The sequence below is a fragment of the Nocardioides bruguierae genome, assembly GCF_023656415.1.
GTDB classification, from domain to species: Bacteria; Actinomycetota; Actinomycetes; order Propionibacteriales; family Nocardioidaceae; genus Nocardioides; species Nocardioides bruguierae.
The window spans coordinates 18,947-40,911 of sequence record NZ_JAMOIL010000020.1 but is presented as its reverse complement, the minus strand read 5'-3'; the positions used below and the strand labels follow the sequence as shown (position 1 = coordinate 40,911).

Below are 21,965 nucleotides of genomic sequence, written 5' to 3'. Positions count from 1 at the left end.
GGGTGGTGGTGGGCGGAGACCCCCGGGCCCCCCGGCCCCGGGCGGGCGGGGGCCCGGCCCCGGGCCCGGCCGTCGGTCGTTCCACTCGCCTCGCTCGACCCGCCACTGACCGCGCGACCCGCCCGACCGGGGGACCGGCTGGTGGGCCCGCGGGCGGGTTCACTACACTTCCGCCGCACCGTCTCCGTCACCCGTCCTGGCACGTAAAGGCACCCGCGCATGTCGAGCACCCCCCCGAACCCGGTCCCGTCCGTCGAGGACGCTCCCGTCGACGCCCTCGTCGTCAAGGAGAACGAGGACGCCTGGACCGCCGAGGAGCTCCAGGAGGTCCTCGCCGAGCTCACCGAGCAGCGTGAGCACTCCTCCGTGATCATCACCGAGCACGAGACCGAGCTCTCCGGGCTCATGCGTGACTCCGGCGACGGCGCCGGCCCGGACCCCGCCGACCTCGGCGCGTCCACCTTTGAGCGCGACCACGAGATGAGCGTGCTCAACAACGAGCGCGACAAGCTCCTCCAGATCGACCGTGCCCTCGAGCGCATCGCCAAGGGCACCTACGGCCGCTGCGAGAACTGCGGCGAGCCGATCGGCAAGCTGCGTCTCATGGCCTTCCCGCGGGCGACCCTCTGCATGACCTGCAAGCAGCGGGAGGAGCGGCGCTGAGCGCCGTCCCCGTGAGCACCGACCCCGACCACGGCCCCGACCGCGTCGCGCACGCCGAGGCGCCCCGGCCCTCCCGCACCCGGCTGCGGCTGCTCCTGGCCGCCGTCGCCGTGGTCGGCTTGGGCCTCGACCAGGTGACCAAGCAGTGGGCCACGCAGGCGCTCGCCGACGGCGACCGTGACCTGGTGGGCTCGCTGCTGCGGCTCAACCTGCTGTTCAACCCCGGCGCCGCGTTCAGCACGGGCACGCAGTTCACCGTCGTCCTGACCTGCCTGGCGATGGTCGCCTCGGTGGTCGTGGTCGTCGTGGCCCGGCGCGTGGGCCACGCCGGCTGGGCCGTGGCGCTCGGCCTGCTGCTCGCCGGCATCACCGGCAACCTGACCGACCGGATCTTCCGCGAGCCGGGCCCCCTGCGCGGCCACGTCGTCGACTTCCTGCAGCTGCCGCACTGGCCCGTGTTCAACGTGGCCGACATCTGCATCACCTCCGCGGCCGTCCTGATCGTGCTCCTGACCTTCCGGGGTGTCACCCTGGACGGCAGCCGCGTCACCGACGCGGACGAGAGCAAGGGCGAGAGCACGGGCGAGAGCACCGTCGACGGCGAGGAGGACGCGTGAGCGTCTCGGGCGAGGAACGCACCCTGCTGGTGCCCGACGGGCTGGCGGGGGAGCGGGTCGACGCCGCCATCGCGCGCATGTTCGGCCTCTCGCGCACCCGGGCGGCCGAGCTGGCCGCCGAGGGCCTGGTGCTGGTCGACGGCGTGGCCGTCTCCAAGAGCGAGCGGCTGCTGCCCGGCGCCCGGCTCGACATCACGATCCCGTCGGTGGCGGACCCGTTGACGGTGGTGCCGGTGGAGGTCGAGGGGATCTCGATCCTCCACGACGACCCGGCCATCGTGGTGATCGACAAGCCCGTCGGCGTGGCCGTCCACCCCTCGCCGGGCTGGAACGGGCCGACGGTCGTGGGCCACCTGGTGGCGGCCGGCTTCCGCATCGCCACCTCCGGTGCCGCCGAGCGGCAGGGCATCGTCCAGCGCCTCGACGTGGGCACCTCCGGCGTCATGGTCATCGCCAAGGGCGAGCACGCCTACTCGGTGCTCAAGCAGGCCTTCCGCGACCGCACGGTCGACAAGACCTACCACGCGCTGGTGCAGGGCCACCCCGACCCGCTCGAGGGCACGATCGACGCGCCCCTGGGCCGGCACCCGAAGTTCGACTACAAGTTCACGGTGCGCGCCGACGGGCGGCCCTCGGTCACCCACTACGAGACGCTCGAGGCGCACCGGTTCGCCTCGCTGCTGCAGATCCACCTCGAGACCGGGCGCACCCACCAGATCCGCGTCCACATGAGCGCCCTCAAGCACCCGTGCGTGGGCGACCTCACCTACGGCGCCGACCCGACGCTGGCGCGCCGCGTCGGGCTGGAGCGGCAGTGGCTGCACGCCGTGAAGCTCGGCTTCGAGCACCCCTCGACCGGCGAGTACGTCGAGTTCGAGAGCCCGTACCCGGACGACCTGGCCGCGGCGCTCGAGGTCGTCCGCGACTCGGTCTGAGCCGGTGAGCGGGGGCGTCGGGGCCGGCGTTCCTGCCGTGCGGCTGCGTCGCGGCACGCCGGCCGACGCCGTCGCTCTGGCGCAGGTGCACGTCACCGCGCGCCGGGCGGCGCCCATGCCCGACGGCGTGCACCCCGAGCACGAGGTGCGGGGCTGGCTGGCCGCGCGGCTGCGCGCCGACGAGGTCTGGGTGGCGCACGAGGGCACCCAGGTGCTCGGCTACGCCCGGCTCACCGACGGCTGGCTGGACGACCTCTACGTCCGCCCCGCGGCGCAGGGACGAGGCGTGGGCACTGCCCTGCTCGCACAGGCGTTCCGCGCCTGTCCCGGCGGCTTCTGCCTGTGGGTCTTCGCCGCCAACGCCCCGGCACGCGCGTTCTACGCGGCGGCCGGCCTGGTCGAGCTGGAGCGCACCGACGGCGCCGACAACGAGGAGCGCGAGCCGGACGTGCGGATGGCCTGGCCGGGGGAGCAGCCGGAGGCGTTCTGGGCCCGGCTGCACGCCGAGCTCGCGGCCGACGTCCGGGCCGTGGGCGACGACCTGCGTGCCCGCGCGCGGGCGCTCGCCGTGGCCTCCGACACGCCCTTCGAGGCGTCCCTGCAGGTCACCGGCGAGCCCCGGGCCGAGGGCTGAGGGCACGACCCCGCGGGGCACCGGCACTGTCGGTGCGGGGTGCCACGGTGGGGTCCTGGCGTCACGTAGGCTGACCCCCTCCCGCGGGGATCCCGGCCGCCGTCGTGGCCCGGACCCTGCCCGCAGCACCCGTTGACGAACTCGCAGAAGGGATGCGCCCCGCTCCGATGGCGAACGGCTCCTCCGACTCCTTCGTGCACCTGCACGTCCACACCGAGTACTCGATGCTCGACGGTGCCGCCCGTCTGGGCGACCTGGCCAACCGGGCCGCCGAGCTCGAGATGCCCGCCATCGCGATGACCGACCACGGCAACGTGTTCGGCGCGTACGAGTTCTACAAGAAGGCCACCGCAGCCGGCGTGAAGCCGATCATCGGCATCGAGGCCTACTTCGCCCCGAACATCTCCCGGTTCGAGAAGAAGGGCGTGAACTTCTACGACGGCGGGTCGGACGACATCTCCAACCGCGGTGCGTACACGCACATGACGCTGCTCTCGGAGTCGACCGAGGGCATGCACAACCTGTTCCGGCTGTCCACCGGCGCCTGGCGCGACGGGTACTTCAAGCACCCGCGCATGGACCGCGAGATCCTCCAGCAGTACGGCAAGGGCGTCATCGGCACCACCGGCTGCCCCTCGGGCGAGATCCAGGTCCACCTGCGCTACGGCAACTACGAGGCCGCGCGCCAGGCGGCCGGCGACTTCCAGGACATCCTCGGCAAGGAGAACTACTTCCTGGAGCTGATGGACCACGGCCTCGACATCGAGAACCGGGTCCGTGCCGACCTGATCAAGCTCGGCCGCGACCTGAACATCCCCCTGCTGGCCACCAACGACTCCCACTACGTGCGCCGCGAGGACGCTCCCTCCCAGGAGCACCTGCTCTGCATCAACTCCGGCTCCACGATGGACATCCCGGCCGGCGACGGCCCGGGCCAGCGGTTCGCGTTCAACGGCGACGGCTACTACATCAAGTCCGCCGCGGAGATGCGCGCCCTGTGGGGCGACAAGTACGGCCTGCCCGAGGCCTGCGACAACACGCTGCTGATCGCCGAGCGCTGCGACGTGCAGTTCACCGAGGCCGTCGGCAAGTACATGCCCCGCTTCCCCTGCCCGCCCGGCGAGAACGAGGAGTCGTGGCTGGTCAAGGAGGTCGAGAGCGGCCTCCACGACCGCTACCCGGGCGGCATCCCGGACGAGGTGCGCAAGCAGGCCGAGTACGAGCTGGGCGTCATCATCCAGATGGGGTTCCCCGGCTACTTCCTCGTCGTCGCCGACTTCATCAACTGGGCCAAGGACAACGGCATCCGGGTCGGCCCGGGCCGTGGCTCGGGCGCAGGCTCGATGGTCGCCTACGCCATCAAGATCACCGACCTGGACCCGCTGCGCCACGGCCTGATCTTCGAGCGCTTCCTCAATCCCGACCGCGTCTCGATGCCCGACTTCGACGTCGACTTCGACGACCGTCGCCGCTCCGAGGTGATCCGGTACGTCACGGAGAAGTACGGCGACGACCGCGTCTCCTACATCGTCACCTACGGCACCATCAAGGCGAAGCAGGCCGTCAAGGACTCCAGCCGCATCCTCGGCTACCCGTTCGCCATGGGCGACCGGATCACCAAGGCCATGCCGCCCGCGGTGATGGGCAAGGACGTCCCGCTGCAGGACCTGTTCAACCCCGAGCACAAGCGCTACTCCGAGGGTGGCGAGTTCCGGGGCATCTACGAGCAGGACCACGACGTCAAGAAGGTCGTGGACACCGCCATCGGCATCGAGGGCCTGAAGCGTCAGTGGGGCGTGCACGCCGCCGGCGTCATCATGTCCAGCGAGCCGCTGGAGGACGTCATCCCGCTGCTCAAGCGGCCCGCCGACGGCGCGATGATCACGCAGTTCGACTACCCGACCTGCGAGAACCTCGGCCTGATCAAGATGGACTTCCTGGGCCTGAGGAACCTGACGATCCTCGACGACGCCGTGAAGAACATCAAGGCGAACCGCGGCGAGGACCTCGTCCTGGAGGACCTCGAGCTCGACGACCGGGCGGCCTACGAGCTGCTGGGCCGCGGCGACACCCTGGGCGTCTTCCAGCTCGACGGCGGCCCGATGCGCGGCCTGCTGCGCCTCATGCGCCCCGACAACTTCGAGGACATCTCCGCGGTGCTCGCGCTGTACCGCCCGGGCCCGATGGGCGTGGACTCCCACACGAACTACGCGCTGCGCAAGAACGGCAAGCAGGAGATCACCCCGATCCACCCCGAGCTGGCCGAGCCGCTCGAGGACATCCTGGACACCACCTACGGCCTGATCGTGTACCAGGAGCAGGTCATGGCGGTGGCGCAGAAGCTGGCGGGCTACTCGCTGGGCCAGGCGGACCTGCTGCGCCGCGCGATGGGCAAGAAGAAGAAGGAGATCCTCGACAAGGAGTTCGTGCCGTTCTCCGGCGGCATGAAGGCCAACGGCTACTCCGACGCGGCCATCAAGGCCCTGTGGGACGTCCTGGTGCCGTTCTCCGACTACGCGTTCAACAAGGCGCACACCGCCGCCTACGGTCTGGTCTCCTACTGGACGGCCTACCTCAAGGCGCACTACGCGCCCGAGTACATGGCCGCCCTGCTCACCAGCGTCGGCGACGACAAGGACAAGTCGGCGATCTACCTCAACGAGTGCCGCCGGATGAAGATCCAGGTGCTCCCGCCGGACGTCAACGAGTCGGCCAACAACTTCACCCCGGTCGGCAACGACATCCGCTTCGGTCTCGGCGCGATCCGCAACGTCGGGCACAACGTGGTCGACGGCATCGTCGCCGGGCGCGAGGAGAAGGGCCGCTACGAGGACTTCAACGACTTCCTCTCCAAGGTGCCCGCCCACGTGTGCAACAAGCGCGTGATGGACTCCCTGATCAAGGCCGGCGCGTTCGACGACATGAAGCACAAGCGTCGGGCCCTGGTCGCGGTGCACGAGACCGCGGTCGAGCAGTACGTCGACATCAAGCGCAACGAGGCCATCGGCCAGGACTCCCTGTTCGGTGGCCTGGACGACGACGCGGCCGGCGACTTCGGCACCACCGTCGCGATCCCGGACATCGACGAGTGGGAGAAGATGACCCTGCTCGGCCACGAGCGGGACATGCTCGGCCTCTACGTCTCCGACCACCCGCTGCTGGGCCTCGAGCACGTGCTGGCCAACGCCTCCGACGTCTCCATCGGCTCGCTGCTGCTGGACGAGTCGCGCTCGGACGGCTCGCCGATCCAGGTCTGCGGCCTGGTCACCCAGGTGCAGCGCAAGATCACCAAGCGCGGTGACGCCTGGGCCATGGTCACCATCGAGGACCTGGACGGTGCCATCGACGTCCTGCTCTTCCCCTCCTCCTACCAGCTGGCGGCGCCGCTGCTCATGGAGGACGCCGTGCTCACCGTGAAGGGCCGGCTGTCGCGGAGCAAGGACCAGCCGGAGATCCACGGCCAGGAGGTCAGCGCCCCCGACATCACCGACGGCCCGTCGGGCCCGGTGGTGATCCAGCTGCCGCAGACCCGGGTCAACCAGCACGTGGTGGCCGACCTCAAGGACGTCCTCTCCACGCACCGCGGGTCCTCCGAGGTCCACCTGCGGGTGCTGATGCGCGACAAGACGATCGTGATGCGGGTCGGTGACCTGCACCGCGTCACCCCGTCGCCGGCGCTCTTCGCCGACCTCAAGCAGCTGCTGGGGCCCGGGTGCCTGACCAGCTGACCTCGGACGCGGCGGACACGCCGCCCCCGGTCCCGTCCCCGGCCCCGGCCCCGGCGGGGGAGACGTCGCACGGACGACGTCCGGCCCGCCGTTCCCTGGTGGTGGCCGGCCTGGTCGTGCTGGTGCCTGCCCTCCTGGGCCCGCTGCTGGGCTGGCTGTGGGAGTCGGTGTGGACCCCGACGCAGGGCGTCGTCGTGCAGGGCACCTGGTACGTGGTCGACAGCGACCTCACCTACGACCTCGACGGCCTGCGCAACCAGTTCTCCGGGCCCGCGCTGTACGCCGTGATCACCCTGGCGGCCGGGCTGCTCGTCGGCGTCGTCGCCGGGCTCCTGGCCCGACGTGACGAGGTGCTGACGCTGGTCGCGGTGCTCGTGGGCTCGACCCTCTGCGGGCTGCTCGCCTGGCAGACGGGCACCCGGCTGGGCCCCGCCGACCCGCAGGTGCTCGCCGCCTCCGCCGACGACGGCACGCGGCTGCCCGACCACCTGACGATCGGCTCCTGGGCCGTCCTCACCTGCGCGCCCCTGGCCGCGGCCATCGCCCTGGTGGTCGTGTTCGGACTGTTACCTCGGACTTCACGGCGACGCCCGCAGGGAACCCCCGACGCCGGATAGCCTGCTGCCACCCCCGGACGGACCACCCGGGGGACGCAGCGCCGCGGCGGGGCTCTCGCCCGCCCGCCGGCACCCGACCCGAGGACCCGCCGTGACCGAGCAGCACCCCGACCACCCCGCCGAGCAGAGCCCCGAGCAGGCCGGGCAGCACCCCGAGTACCTGGAGTCCGACGCCGGTCGGCCCGCCGACAAGGAGCCCCGTGCCCGTCGCGGGCTCGCGATCGGCGGTGGCCTGGCTGCCCTCGTGCTGGTCGGCGGCGGTGCCGCGGCCGCCTGGTGGTGGACCTCCGACGGCGGGGAGGCGGCCGAGGCGCTGCCCGGTGACGCGCTCGTCTACGTCGGCATGAGCCTGGACCCCAGCGGCAGCCAGAAGGTCGAGGCCGTCCGCACCCTGCAGAAGTTCCCCGACCTCGCCGCCGAGCTGGGCATGGACGGCGACGCGGGCGAGGTGGACCCGAAGGCGGCGATGGTCGAGGCCATCATCGCCGAGGCCGGCTGCGAGGACACGCTCTCCTACGCCGACGACGTGGAGCCCTGGCTGGGCGACCGTGCCGGTGTGGTCCTGCGCGGGGAGCTCTCCGAGGACACCGTGCCGCTCCTGGCCGTGGAGGTCACCGACGAGAGCCTCGTGGATGCCGGCCTCGAGGCGCTCGCCACCTGCGACGGCGGCGAGGAGCCCGACGACCTCGGTGCGTACGAGGTGCGGGACGGCTGGCTGTACGCCACCGAGACCCAGGAGGGCCTCGACGACGCCTTCGCGGCCCTCGACGAGGGGAGCCTGGCCGACGACGCCGACTACGCCGAGCTCAGCGGCCTGGCCGGGGACACCGGCATCGTCTCCGCCTACGTCGCGCCGGCGCTGGGCTCCGCGCTCGGCGACCTGATCGCCTCGCAGTCCGGCCTCGACGAGATGGGCGACTCGGCCCAGCTCGCCGAGGGCCTCGCCCAGATGGAGGGCTTCGGAGGCGCGGTGGCCCAGGTGCGGTTCGAGGACGGCGCCCTGGAGGTCGAGGCCGGCGGCATGGCCTCCGACGAGGCCGCCGCCGTCACCGACGTCACGGCCGGCGGCGACATGGTGTCGTCCCTGCCCGCCGAGACCGACGCGGTGCTCGCCGCCGGCCTGGCCGACGGCGCGATCGAGGCCCAGGTGGAGGCGCTCTCGAGCTCCCTGGGCACCACCCCCGACGAGATCGACGCCGAGCTGCAGTCCTCGTTCAACCTCACGCTGGACCAGCTCTCGGCCGCCGTGGGCGACGGCATCGGCATCGCGCTCGGCTCCGGGCTGGACCTCAACAGCGCGATGGCCTCCACGTCCCTGGACGCCCTGCCCGTCGCGGTCCTCGTGGGTGGGACGCCCGATGACGTCGCCCCCGTGGTGGACACCCTCAACATCCTGGCCGGCTACGCGCTGGGTTCCGGCGAGATCACCGTCGAGGAGACCCCCTCGGGCTCGGCACTGGTCACCGGCAACGCCTACGGCGACGCCGTGGCCTCCGGTGGCGACCTGGCCTCCGACCCGGTGTTCAGCCGCGCCGTCCCGGACGCCGACGGCGCCGGCTCGGTCTTCTTCCTCCGGATGGCCGGCTCGGACCTGTTCGCCGACATCGCCGAGCAGAGCGGCACGACCGGCCTGGACGCGCTGGAGGCCGTCGGCGCCTCGGTGAGCGGCGGGGACGGCGAGTTCAGCATGCGGCTGCGGATCACCACCACCGACTGACGACGGCGGAGCGGTCTAGCGGCCGATCTCCGCCAGCACCGCACCGGTGACGGTGACGAGGTCGTCGGGGGCCAGACCCAGGTCGAACCCCCGACGACCGCCCGAGACGTAGACGACGTCGTGCAGCACGGCGGTCTCGTCGACCACGGTGCGGTGCCGCTTCTTCTGGCCCACCGGCGAGATCCCACCGACCACGTACCCGGTCGCGCGCTCGGCGTCGGCGGGCCTGGCCATCACGGCCTTGCTGCCACCGAGCGCGCGGGCCAGGGCCTTGAGGTCCAGCTGCCCGGTCACCGGCACCACGCCGACGACGAGCTCACCGTCGAGGTCGGCGAAGAGCGTCTTGAACACCGAGTCCGGGTCCAGGCCGAGCGCCTCGGCGGCCTCCAGCCCGTAGGACGCGGCCCGCGGGTCGTGCTCGTAGGGGTGGGTGGTGAACGCCACGCCGGCGTCGGTCAGCGCGACGGTGGCGGGCGTCCCGCCGGCTGCCTGCTTCTTCCTGGCCACGCACCGATCCTGCCGCGTACGCCGCGGCACCGGTGCGCGGGGCCCGTCAGTTGGGCGACCAGCGGGTGCGCGCCACCTCGGTGGCGGGCAGCGAGGGGATGACGTTCATCGCCCGCAGCTCCTCGCGCAGCAGGTCGACGACGTGGCCGAGCCGCTGCGCCGGGTCGTCGGTCTCGAGCAGCTCCTGCCGGTCCGGCAGGGGGAGCGGTGCGCCGGCAGCCAGCGCCCAGGACAGCCACGACGGGTCCTGCGGCAGCCGGCCCTCCCACGGGTCGGCCTGGAGCTCGGCCAGGGCGACGCGGTAGGCGGTGAACGTGGAGCGGGCCTGCTGGAGCAGCTCCTCGCCGACGCCACCGTCGGGTCCGCCGTCCAGCTCGGGCCGTGCCAGCACGGCGCCCAGGGGGAACTTGCCCTCGGGGTGCGGGGCCAGGCGTTCCAGGTCGAACCGGTCGACGCCGACGGCCACGATCCCGAAGGTGCCGTCGGGTCGCTCGGTGGCCTCCGTCAGCCGCAGCCGCACGCCCACCCGGAACAGGGACTGGGCGCCGTGGTCGCCCACCTCGTAGCCCTCGCGGATCGCCACCGTCCCGAACATCCGCTCGGCGGGGTCCTCGATCTCCAGCAGGTGCCGGACGAGGGCGCGGTAGCGGTCCTCGAACACGTTGAGCGGCACCGTCAGCCCGGGGAAGGTGACCGTGTTCAGGGGGAACATGGGCAGCGTGGGGTCCACGCCGTCACCGTAGCCGTCACGACGCGTCCGTCCGGGTGGGGCGCGCGGGGCGTACCACCGGGTGGCCAGGACTCGGGGCGCACCGGGTCCGGCGCCTAGAATCGGGGCCATGATCACCCGGACCGACCTGCGTAGCGCCGCCACCGGTCGCGCGCCGGAGGAGCCGTTCGACTACCGGACCGCCCTCCCGCGCGCCGACTTCGACGTCGAGGCAGCCGTGCCGGCCACCCATCGCATCCTGGCGGACGTCCAGGAGCGGGGGATCGAGGCGATCCTCGAGATGAGCGCCAAGTTCGACGGCGTCACCCTGGACGACGTCCGCGTGCCTGCCGAGGCGATCCAGCGCGCCCTCGACGAGCTCGACCCGGCCCTGCGTGCCGGTCTGGAGGAGTCCATCCGCCGGCTCCGCGCCACCAGCACCAACGAGCTGGAGACCGACGCGCGCACCGAGCTCGGCCCCGGAGCCGTCGTCACCCACCGCAAGGTACCCATGGGCCGCGTGGGCCTCTACGTGCCCGGCGGCCTCGCGCCGCTCATCTCCAGCGTCCTGATGAACACGGTGCCCGCCCAGGTCGCCGGCGTCGGCTCCATCGCCCTGGCCAGCCCGCCGCAGAAGGAGTTCGGCGGTCTGCCGCACCCCAGCATCCTGGCCGCCTGCGCCCTGCTGGGCGTCGAGGAGGTCTACGCCGTCGGTGGTGCCCAGGCGATCGGCATGTTCGCCTACGGCGCCGGCCCCTGCGCGCCCGTCGACCTCATCACCGGCCCCGGCAACATCTGGGTCGTCACCGCCAAGCGCCTGGTCAAGGGCTCGGTGGGCATCGACTCCGAGGCCGGCCCCACCGAGATCGCGATCCTGGCCGACGAGACCGCCGACCCGGCGTTCGTCGCGGCCGACCTCATCAGCCAGGCCGAGCACGACCCGCTGGCGGCGTCCGTGCTGGTGACCCCCAGCGAGACGCTGGCCGCCGAGGTCGAGGCCGAGCTGGACAAGCAGGTCGGCGCGACCAAGCACGTCGAGCGCATCCGCACGAGCCTGAGCGGCAAGCAGTCCGCGATCGTCCTGGTCGACGACCTCGAGCAGGGCCTGAAGGTGGTCGACGCCTACGCCGCCGAGCACCTGGAGATCCAGACGGTCGACGCGGACGCCTGGGCCGCCCGCGTCCGCAACGCCGGCGCGATCTTCGTCGGCGCCCACGCGCCCGTGAGCCTCGGCGACTACTGCGCCGGGTCGAACCACGTGCTGCCCACCGCCGGCTGCGCCTGCCACTCCTCGGGGCTGTCAGTGCGCGCCTTCACCAAGTCGGTGCACGTCATCACCTACGACCGCACCGGACTGGCCGAGGTCGCCGACCACGTGACCACGATGGCCGAGGCGGAGGACCTGCCCGGTCACGCCCAGGCCGTCCGCGTGCGCTTCGCCGCCGACGCCGGCTCCGAGAACCAGGGCTGAGGCGCACCGTGGACTTCCCGCCGATCCGTGAGGAGCTGCGCGGGCTGGAGCCCTACGGGGCTCCCCAGCTCGACGTGCCGGTGCAGCTGAACACCAACGAGAACCCGTACGGGCCCAGCGAGGCCTGCGCGGACGACATCGCTGCGTCGGTCCGCGAGGCGGCGCTGACGCTGAACCGCTACCCCGACCGCGAGCACGTCGCCCTGCGCGAGGCGCTCGCGGCCTACCTGTCGCGCGACACCGTCGCGGCCGGGTTCTCGATCACGCCCGAGCAGGTCTGGGCGGCCAACGGCTCGAACGAGGTCATGCTGCAGCTGCTGCAGGCCTTCGGTGGCCCCGGCCGCACGGCCTGCTCGTTCGCCCCGACGTACTCGATGTACCCCGAGTACGCCCGCGACACGCTGACCCGCTGGGTCACCGGCCACCGCGCCGAGGACTTCTCCCTCGACGTGGACGCCGCGCGCGAGCTGATCGAGGCCGAGCAGCCGAGCGTCGTCCTGCTGCCCAGCCCGAACAACCCGACCGGCACGGCCCTGCCGCCGGACGCCATCGAGGTGCTGTGCAAGGCCACCGGCGCCTACGGCGGCCTGCTCGTCGTGGACGAGGCCTACACCGAGTTCCGCCGCGAGGGCACCCCGTCGGCCTTGGAGCTGCTGCCCACGCACCGCAACCTGGTCGTCTCCCGCACGATGAGCAAGGCGTTCGCGCTGGCCGGTGGCCGCCTCGGGTACCTGGCGGCGGACCCGGCGATCCTGGACGCCATCCGCGTCGTCCGGCTGCCCTACCACCTCTCGTCGGTGACGCAGGCGGCCGCGCTGGCCGCGCTGCGTCACGCCCCCGAGCTGCTCGGCAAGGTCGACGACCTGCGCCGCGAGCGCGACGACGTCGTCACCTGGCTGCGTGCCCAGGGCCTCGAGGTCGCCGACAGCGACGCGAACTTCGTGCTCTACGGCCGCTTCGAGGACCGGCACGCCCACTGGGAGGCGCTGCTCGCCCACGGCGTGCTCGTGCGCGAGGTCGGCCCCGCCGGCTGGCTGCGCGTCTCCATCGGCACGCCCGAGGAGATGGCCGCGTTCCGCGACGCCACCACCGCCGTGCTGGCGACGCCGGCCGGCACCCTGATGGACCCCGCTACCGAGGAGGACGCATGACCGCCCGCACCGCCCGCGTCGAGCGCACCACGAGCGAGTCGAAGGTCGTCGTCGAGGTCAACCTCGACGGCACCGGCAAGCACGACATCTCCACCGGCGTCGGCTTCTACGACCACATGCTCACCGCGCTGGCGCGGCACTCGCTGATCGACCTCACCGTCATCAGCGAGGGCGACACCTGGATCGACGCCCACCACACCACCGAGGACACGGCGATCTGCCTCGGGCAGGCGCTGCGCGAGGCCCTGGGGGACAAGAAGGGCATCCGCCGCTTCGGTGACGCCACCGTCCCGCTGGACGAGGCCCTCGTGCACGCCACGGTCGACGTCTCCGGCCGCCCCTACTGCGTGCACACCGGTGAGCCCGAGGGCCAGCAGTACGTGCAGCTCGGCGGCTCCGGCGTCTCCTACCTGGGCTCCCTGACCCAGCACGTCTTCGAGTCGATCGCGTTCCACGGCCACTTCTGCCTGCACGTGCGCGTGCTGGCCGGCCGCGAGCCGCACCACATCGTCGAGACCCAGTTCAAGGCCCTGGCCCGCGCGCTGCGCGACGCCGTGGCCCTCGACCCGCGCGAGACCGGCGTGCCCTCGACCAAGGGCGCGCTCTGAGCGCGCTCGCCCCTGCCGGAGCGGGCCTCGACCCGGCGGTGCTGGCCACCAAGACCGTCGTCGTCCTCGACTACGGCTCGGGCAACCTGCGCTCGGCCGTGCGCGCGGTCGAGCGGACCGGCGTGCAGGTCGAGCTCACCGGGGACTTCGAGAAGGGCCTGGCCGCCGACGGCCTCCTCGTGCCCGGCGTGGGCGCCTACGCGGCGTGCATGGCGGGGCTGAAGGAGATCAAGGGCGACCGGCTCATCGGCCGTCGCCTGGCCGGCGGCCGCCCCGTCCTGGGCATCTGCGTGGGCATGCAGGTGCTCTTCGCGCAGGGCATCGAGCACGGCGTGCAGACCGACGGCTGCGACGAGTGGCCGGGGGTCGTCGAGCGGCTCCACGCTCCCGTGGTGCCGCACATGGGCTGGAACACCGTCGAGGCGCCCGAGGGCAGCCAGGCCTTCGCCGGCCTCGAGGGCGAGCGGTTCTACTTCGTGCACTCCTACGGCGTGCGCGAGTGGACGCTGGAGACCAACGATCGGACCAAGGCGCCGCTGGTGACATGGGCCCGGACCGGTCCCACGGAGCATGGCGGCGACCGGTTCGTGGCCGCGGTCGAGAACGGGCCGCTGTGGGCCACCCAGTTTCACCCGGAGAAGTCCGGGGACGCCGGCGCGGCGCTGCTGCGCAACTGGGTCGCGACCCTCTGACCGCACGACCGGAGCCACGATGAGCAAGGAGCGCGCCCGGCGTCGCGCCGAGCGGGAGGCCGAGGCGGCCGCCCGCGCGGCGGAGCGTCGGCTCGCCGAGGAGCGTGCGGCACGACACCGTGCGGTGCGCGACCGGTTGCTGGCGCCGTTCCGGGCCGTCGCCGCCTGGCTGGGCGCCGGCTCCACCCGGGGTCGGGTGACCGGACGCCTCGCGGAGAAGCGTCGGCGCCGGACCGGGTGGCTCGTCGCGCTCGGCGTGGCGGCCGTCGTCCTGGTCGGGGTGATCACCCGCGACTGGTACGCCGTGGCGATGACCGTCGTGGTCCTCGTCCTCGGCGGGCCCGTGCTCTACACCCTGATGTTCCGGCGGGCCTGAGCCCGCCTGTCCGCACCCCCCTGAACCTGCACCACCTGATCTGGAAGAAGAGGAACGATGAGCGACTACCTGGAGCTGCTGCCGGCGGTGGACATCACCGAGGGGCAGGCCGTCCAGCTCGCGCAGGGCGTGGCCGGGTCCGAGCGGACCTACGGCGACCCCATCGCGGCCGCCAGGCGCTGGCAGGACGCCGGCGCCGAGTGGCTGCACCTCGTCGACCTGGACGCCGCCTTCGGCCGCGGCTCGAACCGCGCGCTGCAGGCCGAGATCGTCGGCGCCCTCGACATCAAGGTCGAGATGAGCGGCGGCATCCGTGACGACGAGTCGCTGGCCGCGGCGCTGGCCACCGGCTGCACCCGCGTCAACATCGGCACCGCCGCGCTGGAGAACCCCGAGTGGTGCCGCCGGATCATCGGCGAGCACGGCGACAAGATCGCCATCGGCCTCGACGTGCGGGGTCGCACCCTGGCGGCGCGCGGCTGGACCCGCGACGGCGGCGACCTCTACGACGTCCTGGAGCGCCTGAACTCCGAGGGCTGCGCCCGCTACGTCGTCACCGACGTCAACAAGGACGGCATGCTCGCCGGTCCGAACCTGCAGCTGCTCACGGACGTCTGCTCGGCCACGGACGCGCCGGTCGTGGCCTCGGGCGGGGTCACCACCCTCGACGACATCCGGGCCCTCATGGGCCTGGTCGAGGTGGGCGTCGAGGGTGCCATCGCCGGCACCGCGCTCTACGAGGGCCGGTTCACGCTCGAGGACGCCCTCGCGCTCACGCTGCCCGCAGCCGGCGGTGCCTCGTGAGCCTGGCCGTCCGGGTCATCCCGTGCCTGGACGTCAACGGCGGCCGGGTGGTCAAGGGCATCAACTTCCTCGACCTGCGTGACGCGGGCGACCCCGTCGAGCTGGCCCGCTCCTACGACGCGGAGGGCGCCGACGAGCTGACGTTCCTCGACATCTCGGCCTCGCACGAGGGTCGCGCCACGACTATGGAGATGGTCTCGCGCTGTGCCGAGGAGGTCTTCATCCCGCTCACCGTCGGTGGCGGCGTCTCCTCCGTCGAGGACGTCGACCGCCTGCTGCGCGCGGGCGCCGACAAGGTCGCGGTGAACACGGCCGCGATCCGTCGCCCCGAGCTGGTCGCCGAGATCGCCGACCGCTTCGGCAACCAGGTGCTGGTGCTGTCGGTCGACGCGCGCCGCGCGCCCGGCACCGACTCCGGCTTCGAGGTCACCACCCACGGTGGTCGCCAGTCGGCCGGCATCGACGCCGTGGAGTGGGCCCACCGCGCCTGCGAGCTGGGCGCCGGGGAGATCTTGCTCAACGCCATGGACGCCGACGGCACCCAGGACGGGTTCGACCTGGAGCTGCTGCGGGCCGTGCGCGCCGAGGTGACCGTGCCGGTGATCGCCTCCGGCGGCGCTGGTGCGCTCGAGCACTTCCCACCGGCCGTCGACGCGGGTGCGGACGCGGTGCTCGCCGCGACCGTCTTCCACTTCGGCACCCTGCGGATCGGGGACGTGAAGTCGACGCTCGCCGCCGCGGGTCACCCGGTGCGCTAGACCCTGGTCAGAGCAGCCCGAGCTCGACCGCCCGCGCCAGCACCTCGGCGTGGGCGGTCGCGCCTCCGCGGCCGCTCCACGCGAGCGTGTCGACGGCGGCACCGGCCGGGGCCAGTGCCCGGGCGGCGTCCTCGGTCCGACCGGCCGCGTGCAGGCGGGCGGCGACCTCGTTGGCCGCGTTGACGAGCTCGACCTCGTCGCCGGCGATGGAGACCAGGTAGGCCTGGGCGCGGGGGAGCGCCTCGGCCAGCATCTGCTCGGTGGCCTCGGTCGCGTCCTTCTCGTGCGCCCGGGTCGCCGCCACGAGGGGCAGCAGCTCGCTGCGGGTCGCCGGCGCCATCGAGGCAAGCTGCTCGGCCAGCCCGTAGGACGACGCCGCGGTGCCGTACCACCAGGGTGACAGGGTCTCCAGCGCGCTGACCTGCCAGGCCCAGCCGGCGGGGCACGACTGCGCCGCGGCCGAGAGCAGCTCGCGGAACGTGGCCTCGTCGGCCTTGAGCCCGCGGGCCTGGTCGAACAGCGTGCCCCAGGCGGTGGGGTCCTGGCGCTCGGCGTGCAGCGCGCCCTGGACCAGTGGGGAGGCGATGTCCAGCTGCTCGTGGCGCTGGGCCTCGTCGGCGGCCGTGACCTGCCGGACGCGGAGCGTGCCGGCGCTGGTGAGGCAGCCGTGGGGGAGGGCGGTCGGGTCGATCTCGACGCTGTCGTCGGGGACCTCGGCCTCGTCGTCGTCGTCCGCCCGGGGGCTGTGCGTCGCCGCCGCCTGGAAGGACGCCTCCAGCCAACCGTCCACGAACGCGGGGTGGGCGAGCGAGTGCTCGACGAGCAGGTGCCGGTGCTGCCAGGTGGCGGCACCGGCGAGGTCGGCGAGCCGACGCGACCAGGCAGAGGCGTCGCCGGTCTCCACCGCCACGGCGAGGAGGTCCAGGTCCGACCGCAGGTGCGGGTCCGGGACGGCGGTGGGCTGCGGCTGCGAGGAGTTCGTCGACACGGGCGACCACCCTAGGCGGTCCGGCGAGCCGCCTACGACAGCGCCTTGACCAGGTGGACGTCGGCCTCGCCGGCCACCGGCAGCCCCTGCCAGCGGCCGATCTCCTCGTAGCCGTTCCGCTGGTAGAAGCCGGGCGCCTGGAACGTGAAGCTCGTCGTGAACACGTGCTGCACGCCGCGCGCCCGGGCCTCGGTCTCGAAGAGGTCGAGCAGCCGGCTGCCGGCGCCCGTCCCGCGGGCCTGCGGCGCCACCCAGGTCAGGGCGATGCCGCCGGCGACTCCCCAGGTCCAGCCGCTGGTGCCGGCGAGCAGCAGCCCCGCGTCGTCCGTCAGCCGCACCGTCAGCTCCCGCGCGGGCGCCAGGCCGGGCGTCGCGGCTGCGTTGTGGGCGTCGAGCTCGTCGGAGAGCCGCTGGTCGAGGGCGGCGTCGGCCTCGGCCACCTCCGCCGTCCACGGGTCCGTGGCCACGCCCCGGCCCGCCCGGTGCAGCACCATGTCGCGCAGCTCCTCGCCGACCGGCTCGTGGCGGCGCAGCAGCGCCACCTCCTGGTAGCCGGCGCGGGCGGCGGTGGCGCGGGAGGCCGCGTTGCCGGGCTCGGCCAGGAGCTCGATCACGTCGACGTCGTCGTGGTCGAGCGCCCAGGAGGTCAGCAGCGTGAGGGCGCGGGAGGCCCAGCCCTCGCGACGTCGCGCCGGCACGACCCAGTAGCCGGTGCCGCACCGGCCGTCGGCCCGCATCCACAGGCCGATCTCGCCGACGCAGGTGTCGGTCGCGGCGTCCGCGATGGCGAAGGAGTAGCCGACTCCCTCGTCCAACCGCCCGAGCTGTCGCTCGACGTAGGCCGCGACCTCGCCGTCGTCGTCGGTGGCGGGCACCGTCGTGATCAGCGGGATGAGGGGGTCCTGCGTGGCCGCCCGGACCGCCGGTGCGTCGGCGTGGGTGAAGGGACGCAGGCGCACGCCGGCGTCCTCGAGGACGGGCATGGTGCGGGGGAGGAGCAGGGGCGTCGCGGTCACCCGCGCATCCTGCCCGACGTGCCGTGACGGGCGAGGAGGTGCCAGACCTTCTTGAGCACCTGCGGGTCCTCGGTGCCCCGGGCGCGGGCACGGCCGAGGACGGCGGCGTCCAGGCGCCCGTCCTCGGCGACCCGGCGGCCGGCTTCCACCACCTCGGCCCCGCGGTAGTCCTCGTGCGCGGCCAGGCCGTGGGCGGTGAGGACGCGGCCCTCGTGCCAGTGCAGGGCCACGCCGTGCCTGTCGGCCAGGCGCACCGCCTGTTCGTGGGTCGGGGTGCCGCGGTGACTGGGGTCCAGGGCCAGCGCCTCGACGTCCTCGCTCAGGGAGACGGGCCCGTGCACGTGGGCCTCGACGTAGTGGTCGAGCGGGTCGTCGGAGTGGGGTGGGGCCGTCACGTCGCAGGCGGGGTCGGGCTCCGGGTACCGGTCGGCGGTGCCCACGAGCGTCGGCTCGAACACGGAGTCGGGGAAGCAGAAGGTGGTGCGAGCCAGCACGTGGGGTGCCAGGACGAGGCGGGCGGACCCGAACCGCGGCGCCGGACCGAGGCTGCTCGTGTCACCGGCGGTTCCCACCGCCCCGTACCGCGGCCGCGCCTCGGGTGGCGCGTGGTCGTAGACGCCACCGAAGAGGCGTTGCTCCCAGCGCCAGCGGTCACCGCCGGGGTGCGCCGTGAGGCCGCCGTTGCTGGTGCCGGTCTCGAACTGGGTGCGGTAGACGCCGTCGGCGGTGAGGTGCGCCAGCACGGTGCGGCCGTCGCACAGGTGGTCGGGGTGGAGGTGCAGCGCGACGCAGGCCGTGGCCGGGACCCGCGGTGCGTGCGGCGGGGCCAGCATGCGCACGTGCCGCAGCGCCTCCTCGCCGAAGGCAGCGGCCGCGTGCTCCGGGTGCATGAGCCCAGGATGTCGTACGGGGAACCCGGCGTCAGGCGAGTGTCGTGCCGGCCTCCGCCGGGCCGGTCGTCGCGCTCGTCGTGCCGGCGGGGGTGATGAGGTAGTCCAGGCCGTCGTGGCTGGTCCAGCGCCAGCCGGTGGCGATGCCCTGGGAGCTGAGCGCGCGCTCGTAGCGCCAGCCGAGGTGGGTCTTGGCGCGGTGGTGTCTTCGGCACAGGGGTGCGGCGTTGTCGGTGCTGGTCCCCGCGCCGTGGGCGTGTGGTTCGACGTGGTCGATGTCGGCGCGGCGCGATGGTCGGCGGCACCACGGGAAGACGCACGTGGGCTCCGCCAACCGGACCTGTTCCTTGAGCCGGTCGGGGAACTCGTAGGCCTCGGCGTGCCGCTGCGTGCGCTGGTCGATGACGGGTCTGACGGCGATCGAGGTCCGGCCCGTGGACTCCGTCACCCACCGGTGCAGGACCTCGAGGCTGGTGAACCCGCCCCCGAGGGCGCTGAGGGTGCCCGGCCCCGGTTCGACCCGGGCCAGCGGCTCCTGGTGGGCGTCCGCGGTGCCGTGCGCGGCGGCGCGGATCGCGTCCTCGGAGACGTGGACGTAGACCGTCAGGTCGCGAGCAGCACGCCCGGTGCCGGTGCCAGTGCGTGCGTCGTGCTGGTCGTCCTCGAGCTGTCGGCGGGCGATCTCGCCGAGGGCGGCGGCGCGCCGGGCATCGAGCCCGCCGGTGTGCCCCTGCTCCTGCAGCTGAGCCGCGACCACGGCGAGGGCGACATCGAGATCGGCGGCGTCGGTGACGTCCAGCGTGGCGTCGAGGCAGACGGTGCCGGTGTGATCCACCATGCGGTGGCCCAGCGGGGTCTGGTCGATCGTGACGTGGCGGGTGTCGGCGGCGTCGAGGGCCTGCTGCTCCGCCGTCTCGGGATCGAACCTGACCAGGGCCTCGGTGGTGAGGCGCTCGAGGGCGGTGGGCCCGATCTTGTGCGCGACGGCGGCGAGCTGGTCGTCGACGAACGCCGCGCCCTCCGCCGGGAGGTGCATCGTCCTCCGGGCGACGAGCCTGGCCCTGGACCACGGCAGGGCGTGGTCGACCTCGCGAGCATCGGCCATGCGCACCCGGCCGTCGTCGTCGAGCTCGAGCCCACGCGTCATCGCCGCCCAGGTCCGGGGGAGCCGGTAGCGCAGCTCCACGACGTGGCCGATGAAGGCTCGGCCGGCGTCGGTGGACATCCCGAGGGCCGCGGCCCACTCGAGGACGGCCGCCTCGGTCACCAACGGCGATCCCGGCCCGCCGAGATCCAGGGGCCGGTCACCGTGCAGGAAGGCCGGGGTGTCCCACGTGTAGGCGGCGGCGTCCGCGAGGCCGATGACCGCCTGCTCCGGGTGGGCCTCGACCCACGCGACCGTGGCGTGGGCGACCTCCACGTCGGCCAGGTGCTGGGCACGCCTGGCCGTGCGGACGCGCGCCAGGAGGGCTCGGGTGGGGTTGCCACCGGAGCCGTGCCCCACGTCGTCCGCCTGCCATGTCATGCCTGACAGTCTAGGCGTTCGGGAGTTCGAATAAAAGGCTCTGTGCTGCATCTGTGGAGAATTTCTCGGCGTCTCCGCGAGAGTCCGCGAGCCTCGCGGATCGCGCCTCGGCGCCTAGTCTCGAGCCATGCCGGACCCCCGTGTCGCCTCCGTGCTGGAGGCCTTCGCCGACGCCGCACGTGCGCTCGGCGCCACCGCGGTCTGGGTCGGCGGCTCGTGGGCCACCGGCGACCACGTCGCCGGCGTGAGCGACCTCGACCTGGTCGTGCTCGTTCCCTCCGTCGACGTCGGGGCGGTGGACGACCTGCACCGCCACCTCGACGCCGGCCCCGCCCGCGGCCTCGACCTCGGGTGCGCGTGGGTCGAGGCGGGGACGCTGGGGGACCCCGACCGGCGGCACGTCACCTGGTCGCACGGCCGGCCGTGCGAGCGTCGGCTGTCGTCGCTCACCCGGCTCGAGCTCGCCGCCCACGGGCTGGTGCTCGCGGGGCGGTCGCCGGCCGACGTCCTGCCCGCTCCGACACCAGGGGACGTGCGCCGCGCCGTCCGCGCCGACCTCGACGGCTACTGGCGGTGGGCGCTGCGTCGCCCCTGGTACTGGCTCGCGCCCGACTTCGCCGACCTCAGCCTCCTCACGATGGCGCGAGCCCGCCGGGGCCTGACCGAGGACCTGCTGGTCACCAAGGCGGCAGCCCTCGCGCACGTGGACGCCGGCCCGCGACTGCGCCGACAGCTGGCCGCGCGTCGCGCGGGCGAACGCTGCCGCTCGCCCCGGTCGCGCACGGCGTGGGCAGCGTGGCGTGACGCAGTGCGCACGGTGGGATGACGACCCGGGCCGGACATCCCCGGACCTGGTAGCAGCGAGACCTCAGAACCCGAACGCGTCCCGATCGAGCGTGTCGAGCGCCGTCGGTGAGCCGTCGAGGGTGACGTCGCAGGCGGGGCGTCCGAAGAGGAACAGGGTCACCTCGACCGGGTCCCCGCTGACCAGCACCGGGTCGGGGCCGGAGCGCAGGACGTGCCGCTCACCGGTGTCGGTGCGCGCGGCGACCAGGCCGCCCCGGGCCGGGCGGGCGAGCACGCGGCCCATGCGCGAGGCGGCCCGCCACACGACGTCGCGGTCGTCGGCGGGCAGCGCGCGCGGGGTCCAGGACGCGGCGGCGCGGCGCACGTCCTCGTGGTGCACGACCAGCTCGACGGTGTTGGCGACGGCGTCCAGGCGCGCCGGGCGCACCAGCGGGCCGGGGGAGCGGAACCGAGCGACCTCCTCGTCGAAGGAGCGGTGCGCCGAGCGCCCCATCGCGGTCTCGGTCAGGCCCGTCAGCCGCGAGACGACGACGCCCGCCGCCATCCACGGCTCGCGCTCGCGCACCAGCAGGTGCGCGAGCAGGTCACGGGCCGTCCACCCGCTGCACAGGGTCGGTGCGTCCGGTCCGACCTCGAGGAGCAGGTCGCACAGCGCGGCGCGCTCGCGGCGGACGAACGGGGCGGGCCCGGGCCGAGACGTCATGCCGCTCACCCTAGTGAGGAATACGGGACCCGGGCGGGGGAGTTCTGCC

Annotated in this window: 22 protein-coding genes; 15 read left to right on the top strand and 7 right to left on the bottom strand. The window is 73.5% G+C overall.

Annotated elements, in window-relative coordinates:
* The first annotated feature begins 219 nt into the window (after positions 1-219).
* The 7 genes from M8330_RS15040 (at position 220) to M8330_RS15010 (ending at position 8,911) form a co-directional block, all read left to right on the top strand.
* The gene (locus M8330_RS15040; protein ID WP_250057492.1) at positions 220-663 is read left to right on the top strand and encodes a TraR/DksA family transcriptional regulator; all 444 of its coding nucleotides are present in this window, start codon (positions 220-222) and stop codon (positions 661-663) included.
* A gap of 11 nt (positions 664-674) precedes the next feature.
* Positions 675-1,280 carry a signal peptidase II gene (gene lspA, locus M8330_RS15035; protein ID WP_250057491.1) on the top strand — a complete coding sequence of 202 codons (606 nt, stop codon included), beginning with the start codon at positions 675-677 and terminating at the stop codon, positions 1,278-1,280.
* The gene (locus tag M8330_RS15030; RefSeq protein WP_250827991.1) at positions 1,277-2,215 is read left to right on the top strand and encodes an RluA family pseudouridine synthase; all 939 of its coding nucleotides are present in this window, start codon (positions 1,277-1,279) and stop codon (positions 2,213-2,215) included. The genes lspA and M8330_RS15030 overlap by 4 nt, the downstream gene beginning before the upstream one ends.
* Before the next feature lie 37 nt (positions 2,216-2,252).
* On the top strand, positions 2,253-2,849 hold the full coding sequence (locus tag M8330_RS15025) for a GNAT family N-acetyltransferase (RefSeq protein WP_250827990.1): 597 nt from the start codon (positions 2,253-2,255) through the stop codon (positions 2,847-2,849).
* Positions 2,850-3,001: 152 nt separating this feature from the next.
* Positions 3,002-6,577, top strand: a complete 3,576-nt coding sequence (dnaE, locus tag M8330_RS15020) for a DNA polymerase III subunit alpha (protein WP_250827989.1) — start codon at positions 3,002-3,004, stop codon at positions 6,575-6,577.
* Positions 6,562-7,194, top strand: a complete 633-nt coding sequence (locus M8330_RS15015) for a hypothetical protein (protein WP_250827988.1) — start codon at positions 6,562-6,564, stop codon at positions 7,192-7,194. The genes dnaE and M8330_RS15015 overlap by 16 nt, the downstream gene beginning before the upstream one ends.
* A gap of 91 nt (positions 7,195-7,285) precedes the next feature.
* Complete coding sequence (locus M8330_RS15010; protein WP_250827987.1) at positions 7,286-8,911, top strand: DUF3352 domain-containing protein; 1,626 nt, start codon at positions 7,286-7,288, stop codon at positions 8,909-8,911.
* Positions 8,912-8,926: 15 nt separating this feature from the next.
* On the opposite strand, the gene ybaK is transcribed toward M8330_RS15010, so the two are convergent.
* Positions 8,927-9,418, bottom strand: a complete 492-nt coding sequence (ybaK, locus tag M8330_RS15005) for a Cys-tRNA(Pro) deacylase (RefSeq protein WP_250057472.1) — start codon at positions 9,416-9,418, stop codon at positions 8,927-8,929.
* 46 nt (positions 9,419-9,464) lie between these two features.
* Entirely contained in the window at positions 9,465-10,148 is a 684-nt protein-coding gene (locus M8330_RS15000) for an LON peptidase substrate-binding domain-containing protein (protein WP_250827986.1), read from the bottom strand.
* Between the two features lie 109 nt (positions 10,149-10,257).
* Between M8330_RS15000 and hisD the strand changes: the two genes are divergently transcribed.
* Genes hisD through hisF form a run of 7 tightly spaced genes read left to right on the top strand, consistent with a single transcriptional unit; the run spans position 10,258 to position 15,987 of the window.
* Positions 10,258-11,598: a histidinol dehydrogenase gene (gene hisD / locus M8330_RS14995; protein ID WP_250057468.1), complete on the top strand. Its 1,341-nt coding sequence runs from the start codon at positions 10,258-10,260 to the stop codon at positions 11,596-11,598.
* A gap of 8 nt (positions 11,599-11,606) precedes the next feature.
* Positions 11,607-12,749, top strand: coding sequence for a histidinol-phosphate transaminase (locus tag M8330_RS14990; protein ID WP_250827985.1), 1,143 nt, complete (start codon positions 11,607-11,609; stop codon positions 12,747-12,749).
* Positions 12,746-13,357 (top strand): imidazoleglycerol-phosphate dehydratase HisB, encoded by a 612-nt coding sequence (gene hisB, locus M8330_RS14985; RefSeq protein WP_250057465.1) that lies wholly within the window; start codon positions 12,746-12,748, stop codon positions 13,355-13,357. Before M8330_RS14990 ends, hisB begins: the two co-directional genes overlap by 4 nt.
* Positions 13,358-13,398: 41 nt before the next feature.
* Complete coding sequence (gene hisH / locus M8330_RS14980; protein WP_250827993.1) at positions 13,399-14,049, top strand: imidazole glycerol phosphate synthase subunit HisH; 651 nt, start codon at positions 13,399-13,401, stop codon at positions 14,047-14,049.
* Positions 14,050-14,068: 19 nt separating this feature from the next.
* The gene (locus M8330_RS14975; protein WP_250827984.1) at positions 14,069-14,425 is read left to right on the top strand and encodes a hypothetical protein; all 357 of its coding nucleotides are present in this window, start codon (positions 14,069-14,071) and stop codon (positions 14,423-14,425) included.
* A gap of 57 nt (positions 14,426-14,482) precedes the next feature.
* Positions 14,483-15,229, top strand: a complete 747-nt coding sequence (gene priA / locus M8330_RS14970) for a bifunctional 1-(5-phosphoribosyl)-5-((5-phosphoribosylamino)methylideneamino)imidazole-4-carboxamide isomerase/phosphoribosylanthranilate isomerase PriA (RefSeq protein ID WP_250827983.1) — start codon at positions 14,483-14,485, stop codon at positions 15,227-15,229.
* The gene (hisF, locus tag M8330_RS14965) at positions 15,226-15,987 is read left to right on the top strand and encodes an imidazole glycerol phosphate synthase subunit HisF (protein ID WP_250827982.1); all 762 of its coding nucleotides are present in this window, start codon (positions 15,226-15,228) and stop codon (positions 15,985-15,987) included. Before priA ends, hisF begins: the two co-directional genes overlap by 4 nt.
* A 7-nt stretch (positions 15,988-15,994) precedes the next feature.
* On the opposite strand, the gene M8330_RS14960 is transcribed toward hisF, so the two are convergent.
* The 4 genes from M8330_RS14960 to M8330_RS14945 are packed head-to-tail and all read right to left on the bottom strand — an operon-like array spanning position 15,995 to position 20,406.
* Complete coding sequence (locus M8330_RS14960) at positions 15,995-16,975, bottom strand: hypothetical protein (RefSeq protein WP_250827981.1); 981 nt, start codon at positions 16,973-16,975, stop codon at positions 15,995-15,997.
* Between the two features lie 32 nt (positions 16,976-17,007).
* Positions 17,008-17,991: a GNAT family N-acetyltransferase gene (locus M8330_RS14955; protein ID WP_250827980.1), complete on the bottom strand. Its 984-nt coding sequence runs from the start codon at positions 17,989-17,991 to the stop codon at positions 17,008-17,010.
* Positions 17,988-18,881: a DUF3626 domain-containing protein gene (locus M8330_RS14950; protein ID WP_250827979.1), complete on the bottom strand. Its 894-nt coding sequence runs from the start codon at positions 18,879-18,881 to the stop codon at positions 17,988-17,990. The genes M8330_RS14955 and M8330_RS14950 overlap by 4 nt, the downstream gene beginning before the upstream one ends.
* Positions 18,882-18,912: 31 nt before the next feature.
* The gene (locus M8330_RS14945) at positions 18,913-20,406 is read right to left on the bottom strand and encodes an HNH endonuclease signature motif containing protein (protein ID WP_250827978.1); all 1,494 of its coding nucleotides are present in this window, start codon (positions 20,404-20,406) and stop codon (positions 18,913-18,915) included.
* 127 nt (positions 20,407-20,533) lie between these two features.
* On the opposite strand from M8330_RS14945, the gene M8330_RS14940 reads away from it, so the two are divergent.
* Entirely contained in the window at positions 20,534-21,232 is a 699-nt protein-coding gene (locus M8330_RS14940) for a nucleotidyltransferase domain-containing protein (RefSeq protein WP_250827977.1), read from the top strand.
* Positions 21,233-21,274: 42 nt separating this feature from the next.
* Here M8330_RS14940 and M8330_RS14935 read toward each other — a convergent pair whose 3' ends face one another.
* Positions 21,275-21,916: a TIGR03085 family metal-binding protein gene (locus tag M8330_RS14935; RefSeq protein ID WP_250827976.1), complete on the bottom strand. Its 642-nt coding sequence runs from the start codon at positions 21,914-21,916 to the stop codon at positions 21,275-21,277.
* Between the last annotated feature and the right edge of the window lie 49 nt (positions 21,917-21,965).

What these genes read in the sequence shown, in the direction of transcription:
- M8330_RS15040 (WP_250057492.1), top strand. Translation starts at nt 220, where the DNA reads ATGTCGAGCACCCCCCCGAACCCGGTCCCGTCCGTCGAGGACGCTCCC.
- M8330_RS14945 (WP_250827978.1), bottom strand. Translation starts at nt 20,406, where the DNA reads ATGACATGGCAGGCGGACGACGTGGGGCACGGCTCCGGTGGCAACCCC.
- M8330_RS14940 (WP_250827977.1), top strand. Translation starts at nt 20,534, where the DNA reads ATGCCGGACCCCCGTGTCGCCTCCGTGCTGGAGGCCTTCGCCGACGCC.
- dnaE (WP_250827989.1), top strand. Translation starts at nt 3,002, where the DNA reads ATGCGCCCCGCTCCGATGGCGAACGGCTCCTCCGACTCCTTCGTGCAC.
- priA (WP_250827983.1), top strand. Translation starts at nt 14,483, where the DNA reads ATGAGCGACTACCTGGAGCTGCTGCCGGCGGTGGACATCACCGAGGGG.
- hisB (WP_250057465.1), top strand. Translation starts at nt 12,746, where the DNA reads ATGACCGCCCGCACCGCCCGCGTCGAGCGCACCACGAGCGAGTCGAAG.
- M8330_RS14950 (WP_250827979.1), bottom strand. Translation starts at nt 18,881, where the DNA reads ATGCACCCGGAGCACGCGGCCGCTGCCTTCGGCGAGGAGGCGCTGCGG.
- M8330_RS14975 (WP_250827984.1), top strand. Translation starts at nt 14,069, where the DNA reads ATGAGCAAGGAGCGCGCCCGGCGTCGCGCCGAGCGGGAGGCCGAGGCG.
- hisD (WP_250057468.1), top strand. Translation starts at nt 10,258, where the DNA reads ATGATCACCCGGACCGACCTGCGTAGCGCCGCCACCGGTCGCGCGCCG.
- M8330_RS14935 (WP_250827976.1), bottom strand. Translation starts at nt 21,916, where the DNA reads ATGACGTCTCGGCCCGGGCCCGCCCCGTTCGTCCGCCGCGAGCGCGCC.